We start from the raw sequence: 17,730 nt of genomic DNA, 5'->3' as shown, positions 1-17,730 counted from the left end.
CTCAATTATTAAGAAATACGAAAAGACAAAAACATTTTGTATGTATTGTCGAAAAATATGAAGTTTCAGTTTTTCAAACTATTGTAATGCTATTTTTTACCTTTTCACTATTTCTGTAGTGTTTTATTCGTTAATCGAATTGTATAATATACCTGCATAGTAAATTCAGGTTATTTTTGACGTATTATTGACATCATTTTGTCTGAAATATGTCTTTTGTCATTTTTTTGAATCAGATTTTTCTCATTAGCAAAATGTGTTTTTTCAATATACTTCTTACTTTTATATCTATAAAACAATCGTTTTTCTCTTCATACACTTGACTTTCACCCGAAAAAATGTCCTCGAAACTACCCTCGATAAACGCTTGTTTTTTGTCAAGAGAAAAATGTATTTTTAAAATTCAAACTCGAAATAATGTTATTCAAAAATAGAAAATAACTTCCCTCTTCCTCGACTAAAAGTTCATTTTTTTGTCATTTTTCCAGAACAAATAAAAAAAACTGAAAGTCGATTAGACTCTCAGTTTTTTTATTTATTTTGCTGTATGTTTTCTAACGGCTGGTAAAATTTCAGTAGCAATTAATTCAATATTTTTCTCAATTTTATCAAATGGTACACCGCCAAAATCAATTTGTGCCATAAAGCGTTGTTGGCCAAATAATTCATATTGGTACAGCATTTTCTCAATGATTTGTTGTGGGCTACCAACCATTAAAGCATCACGGTAATCTATTGCATTTGTAAATTGCTGTTTCGGATACCCACCACCGCGCAGTGTAAGCATACCAGCATTAATGTGAGGGTAATATTCACTAAGTGCATCTTGTGAATTTTTTGTCGTATAAAATAAACTCGTTGTCGCAACTGGTAAACTAGCTGAATCAAATCCACTTTGTACAGCCGCCTCGCGGTAAGCATCTACTGACACTTTAAAGTTAATTGCTGGACCACCAAGTGTTGTTATCATCATTGGTACACCCGCGCGTCCTGCTTTAATTGCACTAGCTGGTGGACCTCCAACCGCACGCCAAATTGGTAAGTTATTATTTTTCGCTCTCGGAATAACCGATGCATGTGCGAGCGGTGCTCTGAACTGTCCATTCCATGTGACATGTTCCTCGTTATTAATTTTTAATAAAAGATCCATCTTCTCTTCGAATAATTCTTCATAATCATTCACGTCATAACCAAGTAAACTATATCCTCCAATACGAGATCCACGACCAGCCACAATTTCTGCACGTCCATTAGAAATCAAGTCAATTGTAGCGAAATCCTCATATACTCGAACTGGGTCAGATGTACTTAATATCGTTGCTGAACTTGCAATTTTTATATTTTTCGTAGCTTGCGCGACCGCACCTAAAATAACTGTATGAGCTTGCGTTGTAAAATGCGTTTGATGACTTTCACCTACAGCAAACACATCAAGCCCTGCCTCATCTGCTAACTTAGCTGTTTCAATTAGTTCGTGAATTCTTTTTTCTGGCGTAATTTTCTCCCCATTATGTGGATTTAAAACATGATCGCCAATTGAATATAACCCAAACTCAATTCCTTTTTTTGTATCGATACGGTATTTTTCCATTGTTGCTCTCCCCTTTAATAATGTAGTATTAGTTTTTCTTCTAAAAACGTTGGTAAGTCAAGTATATCTCCGTATTACCTATCTCATCACTTGATTAGTCAATTGATGGTGTAAAAAAAATTACTCTTGCGGTAATTCTTTTTTTTCGCTATGCTTATGAACTTTCGTCATCAGCTCATATAATATTTTCTGCTCTTCTTCATTTAATACATCATCAAAAAACGAAGATTGAAATGCAAGTTGCTCTGGCAATGCTTTCTCTAAGGCCGATTCCCCTTGCTCTGTAAGACTAATTGTTTTCGTTTTCCAATCTTGTTTTCGTACAATATATCCTTCTTTTTCAAGACGAGTTAACATTCGAGAAATGCCACCTTGTGTAACAGTTACCTTTTCAGCTAACTCCATTTGTGTTAGTGGTTGATACGTACGTATTTGCAAAAGCACATCAAATTGAGCTGTCGTTAAATCAAAACGTTTTAAAAACTCATTTGACATTTGATTACTTTGGTTCGTAAATCGTATTAAACGTAACCATATTAATGATCCTATCGTATTATCACGCATTTTTTGTCACTTCCTAGCGTTCATCTTACTATCACTTTACTACGCAAGTGATAAAAAAGCAAGAAAAAATGTAATAAATATATCGATAGAGTATTGCATAAATAATGATAAGTAAGAATTCATATAAACATGAATTCTTACTTATCATTATTCTTAACTTTTCCTTTCATTCATTACTATATTTAAAGCTGCCATAGCTTTTGGCCAACCAACGTAAAAAGCCATATGTGTTATTAATGCAACCAATTCATTCTCCATAACCCCATTTTGTTTAGCTAGCTTCAGATGAAATTGTAATTGTTCTGTATTGCCGAGACTGATTAGTGCTGACACAGTACACAAACTTCTTTCTCTTAATGTTAAAGTGGCATCCCGCCACACTTCCTCAAATAATATCTTTTCACTATAATGAGCAAATGCAGGTGACATTTCTCTCATTTTCTTTTTAATATGTACTTCAATAAGTTCATTTTTCATTTTTTTCTCCCTTTATTTTCACCATTTGTGCTATTCCTTGACCAAATGACCAGTTTTCAGCAGCTGTCTCATTTAGTGTAATAAAAATATCCGAAGTTTTAACGTTGGAATATTCCGTAATTTTTAAGGATACCGATTGATACAAATCTTTTTTCTGTTGCACCGTTCTTCCCGGTCCACATGTAATAGAAACATAAATCATATTCTCTGTTCTCTTTTCTCCTCTTTCCAACAAATAATATGGATTATATAAAAATTTGTTTTGTTGGTAAGGTAAGAACATTTGAAAATAATCATTTTCAGGGATGTTAAAATGTTCAATTAATGAAAGATGAATACATTCACCCATTTTTTCCAGCTCTTCTTCATTTAATATGTTTTCAGAATAATAAATCTTCACAAAAGGCATAGACTTTCATTCCTTTTCTTATTTTTAATATACAACAAAATTTCATCGTGAAATGTGTAAAATCTCATATACTGTAACACCTTTATTCACTACAATATCAGGCTTCTCTTCATAAAACTCAAACCTACTATACCCCCATTTATCCGGATTATAAACAATTACATTCCCTAAACACTTTTCGTTGTTTTGTACATCTTCATTCATAGTGCTTAATTGAGTCCCAATCAGTGTTTTACTTTGAGAAATACTTCCTGCATATTCAACAACATATCTACTTTTCTTAAATCCATCACTTAGATTAACCACTAATGGAACACCTATATGTATTTGTTGCCATCCAAAAGATTGTAAAATGTTATCGTAATACCCTTCAAAGATAAATTTATTCATCCCTTCATGACCATTCCAAATATATAAAGGTGCATAGCAGTTATAAAAATTTCCGTCTTTCTCCGTTTCCGTAATTAAATAAGCTTTAAAATTTAGTTCTTGGAAACCATCAGTTTTATAGCCATTATCCTTTACCCTTTTCTTAATAATTTCCATGTCATAATCCTTTGGAAGAATGACCTTATATTGCATTCCAATCATGTTTATCACTCGCTTTCAATCTTATATACATTATGATAAATCGATAAGCGGCTAACGTAAAATAGGTATAAATTATGTTTGGTATCATTTATAATGATAGTGCATAAGGGGCTGAGATACATGGAAATAAATGATCTTATTATATTCAAAACTGTGGCCAGTGAGGGTTCTATTAGTAAAGCTGCTAAAGAGTTAGGATATGTTCAACCGAACGTAACTGAGCGAATCAAAAAATTAGAACAAGAATTAGAAACGCCTTTACTACATAGAGATAACAAAGGCGTTTCCTTGTTACCTGCTGGTGACATTTTATTAGATTACACGAATAAAATATTAACTCTATTAGAAGAAGTAAAAGATGAAATTAAAACGAGTGGTTCTTCTTATATAATAGCGACGTCACAATCTATTTTGACAAATTATTTAAGTAAGCGTATTAAAGTAAATTTCAGAAATTATCAAATATATGTAGAAAGTAGTAGTCATTTGCAAAAATTACTGCAGCAACAAAAAGTTGATATGGTCATAACTTATGAGGATTATCCTGACGCATCGTTTAAAAAAGTGTTCACAACCTCAATTTCTGTAGGCTTATTAAAAGCGAAAGAAAAATGTACCATTGATTATTCAAAAGAAATTTTCTTCGTTAGCAATGACAAAAAGTGCCCTTTTAGGAATAAGACAATACAATTTCTAAAAGAAAACAATCTATCTCAGCGACAACTTCAACAGTTGGATTCTTATTCGCTTATGGAAGAGTTTATTGCTGATGGAAAAGGAATAGCTTTTTTACCGATTAAAAATGATACATTAGTAATAATTGAAGATGTTCCCCTTGAGAATTTAGCTGTTCATTTTTTTACGAATCAAACCTTTATAAAGCATATCCCTGATGAACTATTTGATTAATAAAATGACTTTGATTACAAACTTTTTTCAAAATAAAAATCCCTCTTTAACGAATATAAAAGAGGGATTTTTATTTTGTATACAATTGATTTTTCACACATTTTGCTCCACTTCTGCACTTTTCTCCTTCTTATTCCGTTTCATATTCTTCAGTCCCTTAACTGTACCAACTAATCCTTTCGGGAAAACTAGCAATACGATAATGTACAATAAACCAAGAATAATCGTCCATCGTTCAAAGATCGGATACTCTGTAGCTAGTTCTGATAAATAATATTTTAGGGATTCAATAATCCCAGATCCAGCAATAGCTCCAATTAATGTTCCGATTCCTCCAATCATTGTCATCAAGAGTGCATTTAGTGTCATTTCAATTGAAAATACAGTCGTATTAACAAAACGTAATGTAATAACAAATAAACCACCGCTAATCGCAGCTACTACTCCTGCAACAATGCTAGCAATAATTTTATAATGAAGCACTTTATATCCTAGTGCTTCAACACGTTGCTCATTTTGTGAAATTGCTTTTAATACTTTTCCAATAGAAGATTTGGTGAAAAGACGTAAGAGAACAAAAATGATAAGTAAACATATAAGTGTTACATAATAAAACGTAAAACGATCACGGAATACGTCTGGTACACCAAATGTAAAACCATCTCCTCCGTGAGTGAGCCCACGCCATTTTTCAGCAAGGACGAAAAACAACTGTGAAATAGCAAGTGTTAACATTGCATAAAAATGACTTTTCAGCCGTAAAGAAAGTAAACCAATTATATAACTAACGATTGCTGAAATGATAATTGCAGCTACTATTCCAATTAAAAAGTTCGTTATTGATACGCCTTGTCGATCAAATAAAAGCGCTACCCCATATGCTCCTATCCCAAAGAACATACAATGACCGAACGATACAATTCCTGTATACCCAAGCAATACATCAAAACTCATTGCAAAAATAGCAAAGATGAAGATTTGAGTGAACAAAATTAACAAGCTCCTTGAATCATTTACGAACGGAAATACACTTAAACAAATGAGCATACATACTCCAAAGTATACTTTAATTCGGTCCGATGTGTTGTTCACCATTTCACCCCTTTTCACCAACAAGTCCAGTTGGCTTCACTATTAAGAAAAATAGTAACATTAACATATTAATTGCAAGTGATAAATCTGGTATAAAATACGCTGTAAAAGCACCAGCTAATCCAACAATTAAAGAAGCAATAGCTGAACCTTGTACGCTTCCTAATCCACCGATAATTACTACTATAAAAGCTAAAATTGCATACTGCATGCCCATCTCGGCGAAAATAACGCCCGAATACGGCGCTAATAAGAATCCTCCCAAAGCTGCCATCCCTGCTCCTAATAAAAAGACGAAAGAAAATATCGCTTTTACATTAATACCAAGCGCTTGAACCATTTCTTTATCCATTACACCTGCACGGATCATAAGACCTATCTTCGTCTTTTTGAGTAATAGTAGTAGTGCAATGTAAATAATTATCCCAATCAAAATAACAAATAGACGATATTTAATTAATATAATACCTCCGAATGTAAAACTTCCTTGTAACCATAACGGTAATTTTGCACTAATAGGGTTTGGCCCCCAAAATATTTTAATACACTCACTAAGAACGAGCATTCCTCCAAGCGTAACGAGCAGCTGTCGAACATGATTTCCATATACCGGTCTAATAAGAAACCTTTCTAAAATAAATCCTAGGAACATTCCCATGGCTACTGCTCCAACTAAAGCTAATATATAACTTCCTGTCATATTAAATAACCAAACACCTGTAAATGCTCCCCATGCAAATAAACCACCGTGTGCAAAGTTTAAAACGCTCATTAGACCGAAAATAAGTGAAAGACCTGATGCTAACAAAAAAATGAGCATCCCTGTTGAAATCCCATTTACAAATAAATTGATTAACACATCCATCCTTTTCACCTCGGATTCATGTTAAGAGATTCCTAAATATTTATGACACATTTCCTTATCCTTTTTTAATTCATTCATAAAACCGTTATGAACAATTCGTCCGTTATCCATAATGTAAAAATAATCACCAATTTGACTAGCCATCATAAAATTTTGCTCAACAAGTAAAACTGTTGTTTTCTCTTTCATCTTCAAAATAGCTACCATTAATTTCTCCACCATTATCGGGGATAGCCCTTTGCTCGGCTCATCAATAAGTAATAATCCATCACTATTAATAAACGCTCTTGAAATAGCCAACATTTGCTTTTGCCCTCCGCTCAAGAGCCCACTTTTCTTATTCCAAAACTGCTTTAAATCCGGAAATAGTTCCAGCATCCACTCTATTTTCCCTTCTACTTCCTCACCTTTTCCCCTAGCAAGAGCGAATGTTTCTTCTACTGTCAAATCATGAAAAATACCTTGATTTTCTGGTACATACCCTATTCCTTTCCTTGAAATTAAATGTGTAGGTAATCCACTTACTTTTGCACTATCATAATAAATTTCACCATCTGCAATCCGGTGAAACCCCATAACTGAACGTAATGTCGTTGTTTTCCCTGCCCCGTTTCTACCAAACAGTACAGTAATCGTCCCTTTCTCAACAGTAAGAGATACTCCTTGCAAAATATGAAACTGATCTAAATACGTTTCTATACTATTCACTTGTAATAGTGCCACTATATAATCCCCCTAAATAAGCACTTTGTACACGCTCATCTTTCATAATTTCTTCTGGCAATCCTTCAGCCAATAACTCTCCATGAAATAAAACGATAAGATGATCTGACAAACCTAATATCATATCCATTTTGTGTTCGATAAGTACAATTGTACTCTCTGGATGTTTCTTAATATTTTCAATCACTTGTAATATAGCAGGGACTTCCTCAACCGAAATACCTGCCGTAGGCTCATCAAGTAATAACACATCCGTTTTTAAAGCTAATAACATCGCAAGTTCTAGCTTTCTTTTCTCTCCATGTGCCAAATCTTTCGCTAATACGTTCTCTTTCTCGTGAAGTAATACTGTTTTTAAGAAACGTCTCGCCTCTCCAACTTGTTGCTTTAATTTTGCTGGACTCGGGAAAAAACTATAGTAATCTTGTACGAATGATTGAACACTTAAACGGACATTTTCAAGTACCGTTAATTCTGGGAATATGTTTGTAAGCTGAAAAGAGCGACCGATTCCTAAGCGTGTTCGATCTGAAATCGATAGTTTTGTAATATCTTGCCCTTTAAAATACACTTCACCTGTTGTAGGTGAAATCTGTCCACTTAGTAAATTAAATAATGTTGTCTTCCCCGCACCATTTGGCCCAATAATAGAAATGAGCTTTCCTTTTTGGACAGTTAAATTTACATCTTTAATAACTTGATGTTCACCAAAAGATACACTAAGATTTTTCGTCTCTAGCAAATGTGTCACGAAATCCCTCCCTTTAAAGCCGTGAGTATGAAGGAAATATGTATAAAGAGGGTCCCCCCTCTTTATACAAAAACAACAGAAAATTCAGTCTATTTATTTTGAACTGGTGGTTCTGTTTCTTTCATCGTTAATTCTCGCTCTAACACTGGCACCGGATAATCAACACCATCTTGCTTTTTCAATGTGATAGAATACAGCGTCTGCATCGCTTGGTGGTCCTTCTCTCTAAACTTCATCTTTCCTTTCGGTGTATCAAATTCCATTCCTTCCATTTTCTTAATCAAGGTATCTACATCTGTATCACCTTTTGTTTTCTTTAAAGCTTCTACAATAGAAATTGCTGCTGACATTCCTCCCGCTGTAAACAAATCTGGCACTACACCATTAAAACGTTTTTTATGCTCTTCAACTAGCCAATCATTCACTTTATTTTTTGGAAGTGTGTGATAATATACAGAAAAACCTTGCATACCTACTAATGCATCCATTGTTTTTAATGCTGGTATATCTGGCGCACCTGTAGAAATTTTAATACCTTGTGCTTCCACATTCATATCTTTCAACTGTTTCCAAGGTGAATTTGCCCCTGCCCAAACGATAAATAAATAATCTGGTTTTGAACTAATGATATTTTGAATATTCGCTGTAAAATCTGTTGAATTTGTATCCGCGTATTGCTCATTCACAATGCTCGCACCTAATTTTTTCGCACCCGCTTTAAATGCAGCAATCCCTTCACGACCAAAAGCGTTATCTGGGGCAAATGTCGCAATCTTTACATCTTTTTTCGCAATTGCTGCTGCTCCTGCAATCGCATCTTGTGAGGAACTTCTTCCAGTTCTAAAAATATATTTATTCCAGTTCTTCCCGGTAATACTATCCGCAACTGCCGGTTCTACAACCATAATCTTTTCATATTCCCCGGCCAGTGGTAAAACCGCTAACGTATCACTTGAACTAGACGATCCAACTAAAAAATCAACTTTCTCTTCTTCTAATAACTTCGTAGCTTTTTTAACTGCTACATCCGCTTTCGTTTCTGTATCTTCTACAACAAACTTAATCTTTTTCCCATCTACTTTCCCAGTTCCACCAGTTGCATAATCTAACCCTAATTCAAATCCGTTCACTGTTTGTTTTCCATACGATTCTAGCGGTCCTGTTAAAGAAGCAAGGACTCCTACCTTAATCGTTTTTTCATCCTCTGTACTTGTTTTCTTTCCTGAACAAGCTGCCGTTATTAATAACGAACCTAAAACACAACCAGTAAACATTGTCTTTAGCCACTTACGTTTTTTCATCGACATTGTGATCCTCCCCATACTTTACTTTCTGATAGAATCAAACACGCCAAAATCCCCTGTCCGTAATCATGACTAACTAATTCGATAGATAATGGAAAACTCTTGTAGTACCCTCTACATTCGGCACAAATATATAATCACCTTCCTATGTAATGGAAACGGACATACAATCAATATATATTCTGCAATCCAATTGAAAATACTGTTTCATTTCAGTAATGACCATACAAAAAGACTAACTTATTTTTAAGTTAGTCTTTTCCCCTTAATTAGAGTTAAGTTCTACTTTCTCTAACCCTTCAGCCAATTGTTTCTTATCTAGTCCTTCTCCTATTACTACTAAGTTTGTCGGGAAACCGAAGTCTTGTTCTAATAAAGTTGGTACTCCGAACGAATATTGGAATAGGTGAGGGTATTTATCTCCATGGAATTTCACAAAACCTTTCACTCGATAAATACTATCTGGTAAATTCGAAAGCCATTCATATAATTTGTCTTGATCAATCGGTTTCGTAAATTGATATGTCATCGTTTGTATATGTAAATGCTGTTTGACATGTAGTGTCTCGTGTTCCTCATCATTTGGAAATTCTGCTTCTTCTATATCTTTTAAAGATATATTACAATACTTTGTCTCATACATTTTCGCATGATCATTTATTGCCTTTACTTCTTCAAATACTGTATTCTTATCTTCATCTGTTAGTAAATCTGCTTTATTAACAAGAATGTGACTACCAAATTTCAGTTGCTCATGCAATAGCTGTTGTACATTTGCACTTAATATACTTCGATTTAACCACCTTACTGCATCTAAAACGACTACAATTGATTTCACTTCCAGAAAAGGAGCTAAAATTGGCGAGACACACGCGTCTAACACTTCAATTGGATGCGCAACACCTGTCGTTTCTATATAAATTACATCTGGTCTTTCTTGTTGGTATAACGAATGTAATTGTATTTCAAGCTCTTCTTTTAACGTACAACAAATACATCCTTTAAGAAGTTCTCTTAAAACATTCTCTTTTCCAATAATATCTGTATCTACTGAGTATTCACCAATTTCATTCATTAATACTGCAACTTTTCTATTCTTCTTTTTCTCTGCTAACAATAAATTTTGTAATAATGTTGATTTTCCACTACCTAAAAAACCACCTAATATATGAATCTCCACTTTATTCATTCAACCGACCATCCATTTCTTTACTTCAAATGTATTCAAAGCGTAATAATTACGATTTATACTTATTATTTTATTAAAAGAATGACCATTTGTAAATATAAGAGATTCACTGTTCATTTACTTCATATGCAACTCTAACTCCAGACTCAATTGCCCCTTGCATCCACCCATGTGTTAATGTCGTATGCTCTCCTGCAAAGTGTACTTTTCCAGATGGTGGTGTAATATACGGAAATAACTCGAGCTCTTGGCCTGGTTCGAAAGCTGTAAATGCACCGCAAGAATACGGATTTTTACTCCAGCTAAAAGATGTTCCAGTGACAAACTCACTATAGACGATGTCACCGTATATTTCCGCTAAATTTTTTAATGCGTAACGAATACGATCTCTTTGCGGGAGACTATCCCATGTTAACGCCTCATCTGCCCACGTATAACTTGCTATAACGATAGCTGGTCCTGGAGTATGAATGCCATAACTCGGATAGTATGTAAACCGTATCGGTAAATCAGTAATAGATTTACCGCCACACTGTCCCGCTTTCTCCCAAAATCTACTTTTAAACTCTATTGCAATTTTAGTTGCAGCAATATAATTTAATTCACGAATTGCTCTTTTTTTAAAATAAGAGAATAAATAGTATGGCTGAACTTCTACAAATCTTAACGCTGAAAATGGAATTGTAATAATAGCAAAATCACTTGTTATTGTAAATTGCTCTAACGTTTGTTCATGATTTCCTTGTAACATTACTTTATTATCTTCTTGTATAATTTTATCAACCTTATACTGCATTAAAATATGTTCCCTTAATTGTGGTAAGAATGCATTCGATAACTTATCCATTCCACCAGTTATTTCATAATATTTCGTTGTTGAAGTAAAGAAAATCATTTCACGTAATACTTCAATTAAGGACATTCCCATATAAGCTTCCATATCAAGAAGTACCCCAATCATATCTATTGCACCATCTGAATAATACTCCATTAAAAATGAACCAAGCGAATACGTTTTATACTTTTTTTCAACGATAAGCCAGTTTTTATCAGGATCCTTCTTAATATAATTTAGTATTGGTTCTAATACTTCAATCATTAGCTCTTCTGCCGTTTTTCCTCTTTCTTTATCCAAAATCGGATATTCAAGTACACTTGGATCATTTTCAAACACATTCAATCTCGTTTGAATGTTATTCGTATAAATGATATCTGCAAAAGTTTTATTTATAAAAAGGTTTAAAGGTAGTTTAAATTTATGAATATACGCTAAGGTTAACTTATGGGTGTCAGGGATTCTCATCGGTCCCGCATTAAAATATAAACCCACACTAAATGGTTCCCGAATCGTATACACCCTGCCACCTATTCTGTTATTTGCTTCTATAATCGTTACTTCGTGCCCAGCCTCTTTTAATAAAGAACCTGCAACTAATCCAGAAATCCCTGCACCTGCAATCGTAATCCGTTTTGAGTTATTCTTTTTAACAAGCCCTGCATGAATAATATGAAGCATTTCTTCCATTGCTAATGGGTTCCCCATGCCATTTCCCCTTTTACAAAGGATTTTACTGAATTATATTCGGTTCACTGAATTCCTATGTTTTGTTCGCGGATTTGCACGGATACATTTTCAAATACTTGAATATCTTTTATAAAATGTAATAAACTAGATATGACTCTATAGAAGTAAGACGTATTATCTTACATAACAAAACCAATGAAATTGCGAGGAATTTTGAAATGAAAAAAGGTATTAACCGTGTTGTATTAGTAGGAACAGGAGCAGTTGGATGTAGTTATGCTTACTGCATGATTAACCAAGCCGTAGCTGAAGAATTTGTTTTAGTCGATGTAAATGAGGCAAAAGCTGAAGGAGAAGCAATGGATTTAAGTCATGCTGTTCCATTCGCACCAGCTCCAACTAGAGTATGGAAAGGCAGCTACGAAGATTGTAAAGATGCTGACCTTGTAGTTATTACAGCTGGATTACCACAAAAGCCAGGCGAAACACGTTTAGATTTAGTTGAGAAAAACGCCAAAATCTTTAAACAAATCGTTCGCAGTATTATGGATAGCGGATTTGATGGCATCTTCTTAATCGCAACAAACCCTGTAGATATTTTAACTTACGTAACTTGGAAAGAATCTGGTTTACCGAAAGAACGTGTAATCGGTTCTGGTACAACGCTTGATTCTGCTCGTTTCCGCTATATGTTAGGTGAGTACTTCAATATTGGTCCACACAACATTCACGCTTATATTATCGGAGAACACGGCGATACTGAACTTCCAGTTTGGAGCCATGTTTCCGTTGGTATCCAAAAACTACAAACATTGCTTGAAAAAGACAACACGTATAATCAAGAAGATTTAGACAAAATTTTCATAAACGTCCGTGATGCAGCTTACCATATTATTGAGCGTAAAGGCGCAACTTATTATGGTATCGGTATGTCACTTCTACGTGTTACAAAAGCAATTTTAAACGACGAAAATAGTGTATTAACTGTATCAGCTTACTTAGAAGGTCAATACGGTCAAAAAGATGTTTATATCGGGGTACCTGCTGTTTTAAATCGCGGCGGTGTTCGTGAAATTTTAGAGGTTGAATTAAGTGAAGATGAAGAATTAAAATTCGACCACTCTGTTCAAGTATTGAAAGAAACAATGGCTCCGGTTCTTTAATGAAAATAAAAAAGCAATCCAATTTATTTTGGATTGCTTTTTTATTTTCATTATCTCCTATGACTTTTTAGTGATTTTCTATCATTTCTTATTTTTTAGTCTCATCCTCATTATTTATATCAAGTACATCTAATAAAAAGATAAAGATTGGTATCCCGATAATAAGCCCCCATATTCCGAGGAAATGCTCTGAGAAGATAAGAATCATAAATGTGTAGAATATTGGTAAATTTGTTTTTGCAGACATAAACTTCGGATTTAAAAAATAACTTTCAAGAGCATGGATTACTGTTATGAATACGAGTATGTATACTACGTACATAACTCCGCCTACGTTGTAAGCAATGATACAAAGTGGAAACAAAGAAATAATCACACCTGCAACAGGAATCAACCCTAGTAAGAAAATCATAACAGCTAATACAAGTAGCTGTGGAAATCCTAAAACGATTAATGCAATGACAGTAAGAATACAATTTACAACGGCAATTAAAAACTGAGCCTCAATTACTTTGCCGAACGATCTTGCAAATCTTTCACCAAAATATGCAATTTCCTCATAAAAGATTTTTAACTTACTATCTTTAAACTTAGATGTAAATGTAATAATACGCTCTTTTTCTAATAAGAAAAATAAGCTTAAAATTAGAGATAATAATATTTGTAAACTTACCTTCCCTATATTTGCTATCGATTGATAGATGACATCCACACCTTGTTCTATATATTTTGATACTTCCATCCCATTAATTGTCGAAAGTGCATATTTAACGATTTCATTATCAGGTGGATTTTGAAAAAATAGTTTAAACTGATAAATTAATTGTGAAATTTGTATCGTCAGCACAGGTAAATATTTATATAACGTTGTGCCTATAAAGGAAACTAGTATTATATATAAACATGCAATAACAATTTTCCGGTTTACTTTCAATTTTCTTGAAATAAAACGTTGAAATCGATCCATTAAAAACGTCAGTATAAACGTAATTAATATTAAATTAATCATACTTTTTAATGCGTATAATACAAGCGCTACTATTATTAAAACGAGAAACCGTTGAAACCCTCTACTTCGAAAAAAACTCTTTACTTCATTCATTAAGAATTAACCTCCCCCTTCAATGGATGGAAATTGAATATATTACATTTTATGAACTCCTATAGACAATCTTTCTTACTAATTGAGAAGAATCCTTTTTTTCTTTTCATATTGTTAGATTCGTTTAACTGGAATCCACCAACATATTTCGGTGGATTCCAGTTATTTTTCATATAATCTTTTATAAACTAGGTAATTTTCTATTTTTAGACTGCTGTTCATACGCATATCCAATATTGAAAAGCTCTTTTTCACCAAACTGTTTCCCTACAAGCACTACACCGATTGGTTCTCCATTTTTATCATATCCAGCAGGAACCGCTAATTCCGGATAACCAGCTACAGCTGATAGAAGAACTTCATCGTTATTAATCATAACTAGAGCATCCAAACCTTTTTCTACTAAATACCTATCTAGCTCTTTTCTTGCATTTTCTTGACTCGTTTGCACTACGTTTTCAAACTCTTCTTTCGTTATAACAGATTTTTCAGACCCTTCAATTAATGTTTGTCCGTATTTTATTCGCCTTTTACTATCCTTTTTATTAAACGCTATAATCTCTTCTAACGATTTTACCGGTACATTCTTTTGCTGTGAAAGATAGTCGTTTACATTATGCTTGAACTCATATTCTAATGTTTGCAAATTATCTACACCCTCAGTACTTAACTGGATATTATCCGTTAATATCGCACCTGCATCTTGAAGGTCTTTTCTAATTTTTTCTGCTACTACTTTTCTATTTTCATCTTGTTGGTCTACAGAAAAAAGAAGCCCTATCTTTTTCCCTTTTAATCCATCTATTGATAAATCCTTTGTATAATCAATTCTTTCTTTATCTTTCATTTTTTCTGTCATAACATCTTTTTCGTCATAACCTATCATTGCATTAAATAACGTTGCTGCATCTTTTACTGTTCTTGCTATAGGTCCTGCTGTATCAAGAGTTTCAGCTAATGGAATAATTCCTGTTCTACTTACCATACCTAAAGATGGACGTAACCCAACTACTGATTGCTGCGCCGCTGGTGCAACAATCGATCCCGTCGTTTCTGTTCCAATTGCAAGCGGCGCAAAATCTGCTGCAACTACTGTAGCAGATCCTGAACTTGATCCTGAAGTATCGAATGTAATCGGACCGTACGGGTTTAAATTTTGTCCTTTCTTCCCGCTATACCCGCTTGGCATTGTAAAAGATAAATAGTTCGCCCACTCAGACATATTCGCTTTTCCTAAAACAAATGCTCCTTCTTCTTTCAACTGCTTCACAATTGTTGCGTCTTGATCTGCAATCCAATCTTTTAATACATAAGTTCCTGCACTAGTCGGCATCACTTTTTCCGTCTGTACATTATCTTTTACAACGACAGGAATACCATATAAATTCGAATTTTTGTTTCTACCCCGCTCTTGATCTAACTTTCTTGCTTCTTCCATCGCATTAGGATTTATCTCTGTAACAGAATTTAATGTTATTCCATTTTGATCATGTTCTTGTATTCTAAAGAGATAAATACTCGTTAATTCTTCATATGACAACTTTCCATCATCAATCATTTTTTGAAGCTCATCTACAGTCGCATTTACGACTTCTTTTTCTTTTATCTTTACATTTTCTATATTGATTCCTTTAAGCTGATTATGTATCGGTTGTAGCACTCTTTCTTTATCATATACAATACGCTCAGGTTCCTTTGGAAAATAATTTTTATACACGTAATATCCACCGGCACACGCTAATAAGACAATGCCTCCAGTGATAGACAGCGTTACCTTTACCCATTTCTTCATGTTGCTTCCTCCACTCTATAAGATGCTTAGCTATACAAAAAAGAGAGTTACCTTTTACTTAACTCTCTCCAATCAAAATGCTAAATGAAAAAATGAAAGATTTCAATCTAATTACTTCTTTTTTTGCATTTGCTTTGCTAACATTTCTTTCACTTGATTATACGTTAATCCTGAATTTTTATTTAAACGCTTTACTTCCTCAACATCAGTACCTACCACTGTATATTTTTTCTCATCATTCATTTTTCTAATTCCCTTCTCACCGTATTATTTCTTATATTTCTTCCCTAAATGCGCATAAATTAACACCACTACAAAAAAGGAAGCTGTTTTTAAGCACAGCTTCCTTCTCGTTACATATTGTATTTCTTAATAAAATTTCACTACATCTTCAGTAGGCAAGAACGTTCTTTCTGCTGGTTGTTCGTTTGGTTCACCAAATGGCATTTGACCTACTAAGCTCCACTCTGCCGGAATGTTCCAAGTTTCTTTCACTTCAGCATCTACGATTGGGTTGTAATGTTGTAATGACGCCCCAATTCCTTCAGCAGATAATAGCATCCACACAGTATGTTGTAACATCGCATTTCCTTGATGAGACCAGAATGGGAACTGATCTTTATATAATGGTGCATTTTCTTGCATTTTTTCTACAGTTGCTTGATCTTCAAAGAATAGAACTGTTCCTACACCTGCATGAAAACCTTTTAGTCTTTCTACAGTCGCTTCAAAGTTTTCTGCTGGTACACGGGCTCTTAATGTTTCTTTAACGATATCCCAAAACTTTTCATGCTCTCCATCCATTAATACAACCATACGACCACTTTGCATATTGAAAGATGTTGGTGCGTGTAAAGCTGTTTTTAACACTTCTTCAATTCTTTCTTTCGTAATTGCATCGTTTTTTGCTACTTTACGAATTGAACGGCGGTTCACGATTGCTTCTTTTAAGTTTGTTGTAGTTGCTGACATTTTAATTCCTCCAAATGTTTGTTTTATAATTTATTTTGTTATTTCATAACAAGCGAATTAGCAATATCCATCGGTATTACATTGCATACCTTCAAATGAATTTGTTTTATCCTTTTCAATTTCTTTATCAATGACCCTTTCTAGTGTTTCTTTACTAGCAAGCCCTTGAATGACTTCATCTCCAATCATGACAGTTGGAACAGCCATAATATTCGCTTCATCATATGCGTGTTGAATTGCTTCTTGATGCTTTTCTTTATATTTACGAGTTACTAAAGCATCTTTAAATTCCGCCTCAGGAAGTCCTACTTCTACCGCTAATTTTGTTAACACATCAATATCTTCAATGTTTTGCTCTTCTTGGAAAAATGCTGTGAATACGCGGTGATGATACTCATTACCTAGTCCACGTTCTTTCGCAAATTGACATCCTTCGAAAGCTAAATGTGTATATGGATGTGGTGAAACACGTGGCAAGCGCATATCAATTCCTAACTTCTTCGCTGTCGGAAGAATGAAAGCATCCCATGAACCTAATTTTTCTGGTTCATTCCATGGATCTATTTTTGAATATGGACTTGGACGTAATTCAAATGGCATCCATTCAATCTCTACATCTTTCTCTTTCGCTACCTCATCTAATGGACCTTTTGCTAAAAAACAAAACGGACATATAAAATCTGAGTATACTTTCATTTTTACAGTCATAAC

19 protein-coding genes are annotated in these 17,730 nt (G+C 33.9%); 2 read left to right on the top strand and 17 right to left on the bottom strand.

Features of this window, described 5'->3' with window-relative positions:
• Positions 1 to 535: 535 nt before the first annotated feature.
• The 5 genes from MHB52_RS09995 to MHB52_RS09975 all read right to left on the bottom strand — a co-directional run bounded on the left by MHB52_RS09995 (position 536) and on the right by MHB52_RS09975 (position 3,632).
• A complete protein-coding gene (locus MHB52_RS09995) occupies positions 536 to 1,591 on the bottom strand; it encodes an LLM class flavin-dependent oxidoreductase (RefSeq protein WP_016117611.1) in 1,056 nt (351 codons plus the stop codon).
• Positions 1,592 to 1,711: 120 nt separating this feature from the next.
• Positions 1,712 to 2,155, bottom strand: a complete 444-nt coding sequence (locus MHB52_RS09990) for a MarR family winged helix-turn-helix transcriptional regulator (protein ID WP_001205528.1) — start codon at positions 2,153 to 2,155, stop codon at positions 1,712 to 1,714.
• A 153-nt stretch (positions 2,156 to 2,308) separates the two neighbouring features.
• The gene (locus MHB52_RS09985) at positions 2,309 to 2,632 is read right to left on the bottom strand and encodes a carboxymuconolactone decarboxylase family protein (RefSeq protein ID WP_016117610.1); all 324 of its coding nucleotides are present in this window, start codon (positions 2,630 to 2,632) and stop codon (positions 2,309 to 2,311) included.
• Complete coding sequence (locus tag MHB52_RS09980) at positions 2,622 to 3,041, bottom strand: tautomerase family protein (RefSeq protein ID WP_016117609.1); 420 nt, start codon at positions 3,039 to 3,041, stop codon at positions 2,622 to 2,624. The genes MHB52_RS09985 and MHB52_RS09980 overlap by 11 nt, the downstream gene beginning before the upstream one ends.
• Positions 3,042 to 3,083: 42 nt before the next feature.
• Positions 3,084 to 3,632: a DUF4865 family protein gene (locus tag MHB52_RS09975; RefSeq protein ID WP_000579908.1), complete on the bottom strand. Its 549-nt coding sequence runs from the start codon at positions 3,630 to 3,632 to the stop codon at positions 3,084 to 3,086.
• A 120-nt stretch (positions 3,633 to 3,752) separates the two neighbouring features.
• Between MHB52_RS09975 and MHB52_RS09970 the strand changes: the two genes are divergently transcribed.
• Positions 3,753 to 4,541: a LysR family transcriptional regulator gene (locus tag MHB52_RS09970; RefSeq protein WP_000404994.1), complete on the top strand. Its 789-nt coding sequence runs from the start codon at positions 3,753 to 3,755 to the stop codon at positions 4,539 to 4,541.
• 93 nt (positions 4,542 to 4,634) lie between these two features.
• Here MHB52_RS09970 and MHB52_RS09965 read toward each other — a convergent pair whose 3' ends face one another.
• The 7 genes from MHB52_RS09965 to MHB52_RS09935 all read right to left on the bottom strand — a co-directional run bounded on the left by MHB52_RS09965 (position 4,635) and on the right by MHB52_RS09935 (position 12,008).
• Positions 4,635 to 5,588 (bottom strand): branched-chain amino acid ABC transporter permease, encoded by a 954-nt coding sequence (locus MHB52_RS09965; protein WP_016117608.1) that lies wholly within the window; start codon positions 5,586 to 5,588, stop codon positions 4,635 to 4,637.
• 49 nt (positions 5,589 to 5,637) lie between these two features.
• Positions 5,638 to 6,498, bottom strand: a complete 861-nt coding sequence (locus MHB52_RS09960) for a branched-chain amino acid ABC transporter permease (protein WP_000382787.1) — start codon at positions 6,496 to 6,498, stop codon at positions 5,638 to 5,640.
• Positions 6,499 to 6,519: 21 nt separating this feature from the next.
• The gene (locus MHB52_RS09955; RefSeq protein WP_001196718.1) at positions 6,520 to 7,221 is read right to left on the bottom strand and encodes an ABC transporter ATP-binding protein; all 702 of its coding nucleotides are present in this window, start codon (positions 7,219 to 7,221) and stop codon (positions 6,520 to 6,522) included.
• On the bottom strand, positions 7,199 to 7,972 hold the full coding sequence (locus MHB52_RS09950) for an ABC transporter ATP-binding protein (RefSeq protein WP_061664145.1): 774 nt from the start codon (positions 7,970 to 7,972) through the stop codon (positions 7,199 to 7,201). Before MHB52_RS09950 ends, MHB52_RS09955 begins: the two co-directional genes overlap by 23 nt.
• 89 nt (positions 7,973 to 8,061) lie before the next feature.
• Positions 8,062 to 9,279, bottom strand: a complete 1,218-nt coding sequence (locus MHB52_RS09945) for a substrate-binding domain-containing protein (protein ID WP_000062003.1) — start codon at positions 9,277 to 9,279, stop codon at positions 8,062 to 8,064.
• Between the two features lie 262 nt (positions 9,280 to 9,541).
• A complete protein-coding gene (locus tag MHB52_RS09940) occupies positions 9,542 to 10,465 on the bottom strand; it encodes a CobW family GTP-binding protein (protein ID WP_001044939.1) in 924 nt (307 codons plus the stop codon).
• Positions 10,466 to 10,571: 106 nt separating this feature from the next.
• Complete coding sequence (locus MHB52_RS09935) at positions 10,572 to 12,008, bottom strand: flavin monoamine oxidase family protein (RefSeq protein ID WP_000528013.1); 1,437 nt, start codon at positions 12,006 to 12,008, stop codon at positions 10,572 to 10,574.
• A gap of 200 nt (positions 12,009 to 12,208) precedes the next feature.
• Between MHB52_RS09935 and MHB52_RS09930 the strand changes: the two genes are divergently transcribed.
• Positions 12,209 to 13,153 carry an L-lactate dehydrogenase gene (locus MHB52_RS09930; protein WP_000715326.1) on the top strand — a complete coding sequence of 315 codons (945 nt, stop codon included), beginning with the start codon at positions 12,209 to 12,211 and terminating at the stop codon, positions 13,151 to 13,153.
• A gap of 88 nt (positions 13,154 to 13,241) precedes the next feature.
• Here the strand turns inward: MHB52_RS09930 and MHB52_RS09925 are convergent, their stop codons facing one another.
• The 5 genes from MHB52_RS09925 to MHB52_RS09905 all read right to left on the bottom strand — a co-directional run bounded on the left by MHB52_RS09925 (position 13,242) and on the right by MHB52_RS09905 (position 17,727).
• The gene (locus MHB52_RS09925) at positions 13,242 to 14,255 is read right to left on the bottom strand and encodes an AI-2E family transporter (RefSeq protein ID WP_001006598.1); all 1,014 of its coding nucleotides are present in this window, start codon (positions 14,253 to 14,255) and stop codon (positions 13,242 to 13,244) included.
• 181 nt (positions 14,256 to 14,436) lie between these two features.
• On the bottom strand, positions 14,437 to 16,047 hold the full coding sequence (locus tag MHB52_RS09920; protein ID WP_000759468.1) for an amidase family protein: 1,611 nt from the start codon (positions 16,045 to 16,047) through the stop codon (positions 14,437 to 14,439).
• A gap of 111 nt (positions 16,048 to 16,158) precedes the next feature.
• Positions 16,159 to 16,290 carry a hypothetical protein gene (locus MHB52_RS09915; protein ID WP_000997344.1) on the bottom strand — a complete coding sequence of 44 codons (132 nt, stop codon included), beginning with the start codon at positions 16,288 to 16,290 and terminating at the stop codon, positions 16,159 to 16,161.
• A 126-nt stretch (positions 16,291 to 16,416) separates the two neighbouring features.
• The gene (locus MHB52_RS09910) at positions 16,417 to 17,019 is read right to left on the bottom strand and encodes a nitroreductase family protein (protein WP_001277011.1); all 603 of its coding nucleotides are present in this window, start codon (positions 17,017 to 17,019) and stop codon (positions 16,417 to 16,419) included.
• A gap of 57 nt (positions 17,020 to 17,076) precedes the next feature.
• Positions 17,077 to 17,727 carry a DsbA family oxidoreductase gene (locus MHB52_RS09905; RefSeq protein WP_000216673.1) on the bottom strand — a complete coding sequence of 217 codons (651 nt, stop codon included), beginning with the start codon at positions 17,725 to 17,727 and terminating at the stop codon, positions 17,077 to 17,079.
• Between the last annotated feature and the right edge of the window lie 3 nt (positions 17,728 to 17,730).

It is taken from the genome of Bacillus sp. FSL K6-0073, from assembly GCF_038006085.1.
Classification (GTDB): domain Bacteria; phylum Bacillota; class Bacilli; order Bacillales; family Bacillaceae_G; genus Bacillus_A; species Bacillus_A cereus.
Note: the sequence above shows the minus strand (reverse complement) of the source record. Positions and strands in the feature narration are given on the sequence as shown.

What these genes read in the sequence shown, in the direction of transcription:
- MHB52_RS09995 (WP_016117611.1), bottom strand. Translation starts at nt 1,591, where the DNA reads ATGGAAAAATACCGTATCGATACAAAAAAAGGAATTGAGTTTGGGTTA.
- MHB52_RS09990 (WP_001205528.1), bottom strand. Translation starts at nt 2,155, where the DNA reads ATGCGTGATAATACGATAGGATCATTAATATGGTTACGTTTAATACGA.
- MHB52_RS09985 (WP_016117610.1), bottom strand. Translation starts at nt 2,632, where the DNA reads ATGAAAAATGAACTTATTGAAGTACATATTAAAAAGAAAATGAGAGAA.
- MHB52_RS09980 (WP_016117609.1), bottom strand. Translation starts at nt 3,041, where the DNA reads ATGCCTTTTGTGAAGATTTATTATTCTGAAAACATATTAAATGAAGAA.
- MHB52_RS09975 (WP_000579908.1), bottom strand. Translation starts at nt 3,632, where the DNA reads ATGATTGGAATGCAATATAAGGTCATTCTTCCAAAGGATTATGACATG.
- MHB52_RS09970 (WP_000404994.1), top strand. Translation starts at nt 3,753, where the DNA reads ATGGAAATAAATGATCTTATTATATTCAAAACTGTGGCCAGTGAGGGT.
- MHB52_RS09965 (WP_016117608.1), bottom strand. Translation starts at nt 5,588, where the DNA reads ATGCTCATTTGTTTAAGTGTATTTCCGTTCGTAAATGATTCAAGGAGC.
- MHB52_RS09960 (WP_000382787.1), bottom strand. Translation starts at nt 6,498, where the DNA reads ATGGATGTGTTAATCAATTTATTTGTAAATGGGATTTCAACAGGGATG.
- MHB52_RS09945 (WP_000062003.1), bottom strand. Translation starts at nt 9,279, where the DNA reads ATGTCGATGAAAAAACGTAAGTGGCTAAAGACAATGTTTACTGGTTGT.
- MHB52_RS09940 (WP_001044939.1), bottom strand. Translation starts at nt 10,465, where the DNA reads ATGAATAAAGTGGAGATTCATATATTAGGTGGTTTTTTAGGTAGTGGA.
- MHB52_RS09935 (WP_000528013.1), bottom strand. Translation starts at nt 12,008, where the DNA reads ATGGGGAACCCATTAGCAATGGAAGAAATGCTTCATATTATTCATGCA.
- MHB52_RS09930 (WP_000715326.1), top strand. Translation starts at nt 12,209, where the DNA reads ATGAAAAAAGGTATTAACCGTGTTGTATTAGTAGGAACAGGAGCAGTT.
- MHB52_RS09925 (WP_001006598.1), bottom strand. Translation starts at nt 14,255, where the DNA reads ATGAATGAAGTAAAGAGTTTTTTTCGAAGTAGAGGGTTTCAACGGTTT.
- MHB52_RS09920 (WP_000759468.1), bottom strand. Translation starts at nt 16,047, where the DNA reads ATGAAGAAATGGGTAAAGGTAACGCTGTCTATCACTGGAGGCATTGTC.
- MHB52_RS09915 (WP_000997344.1), bottom strand. Translation starts at nt 16,290, where the DNA reads ATGAATGATGAGAAAAAATATACAGTGGTAGGTACTGATGTTGAGGAA.
- MHB52_RS09910 (WP_001277011.1), bottom strand. Translation starts at nt 17,019, where the DNA reads ATGTCAGCAACTACAACAAACTTAAAAGAAGCAATCGTGAACCGCCGT.
- MHB52_RS09905 (WP_000216673.1), bottom strand. Translation starts at nt 17,727, where the DNA reads ATGACTGTAAAAATGAAAGTATACTCAGATTTTATATGTCCGTTTTGT.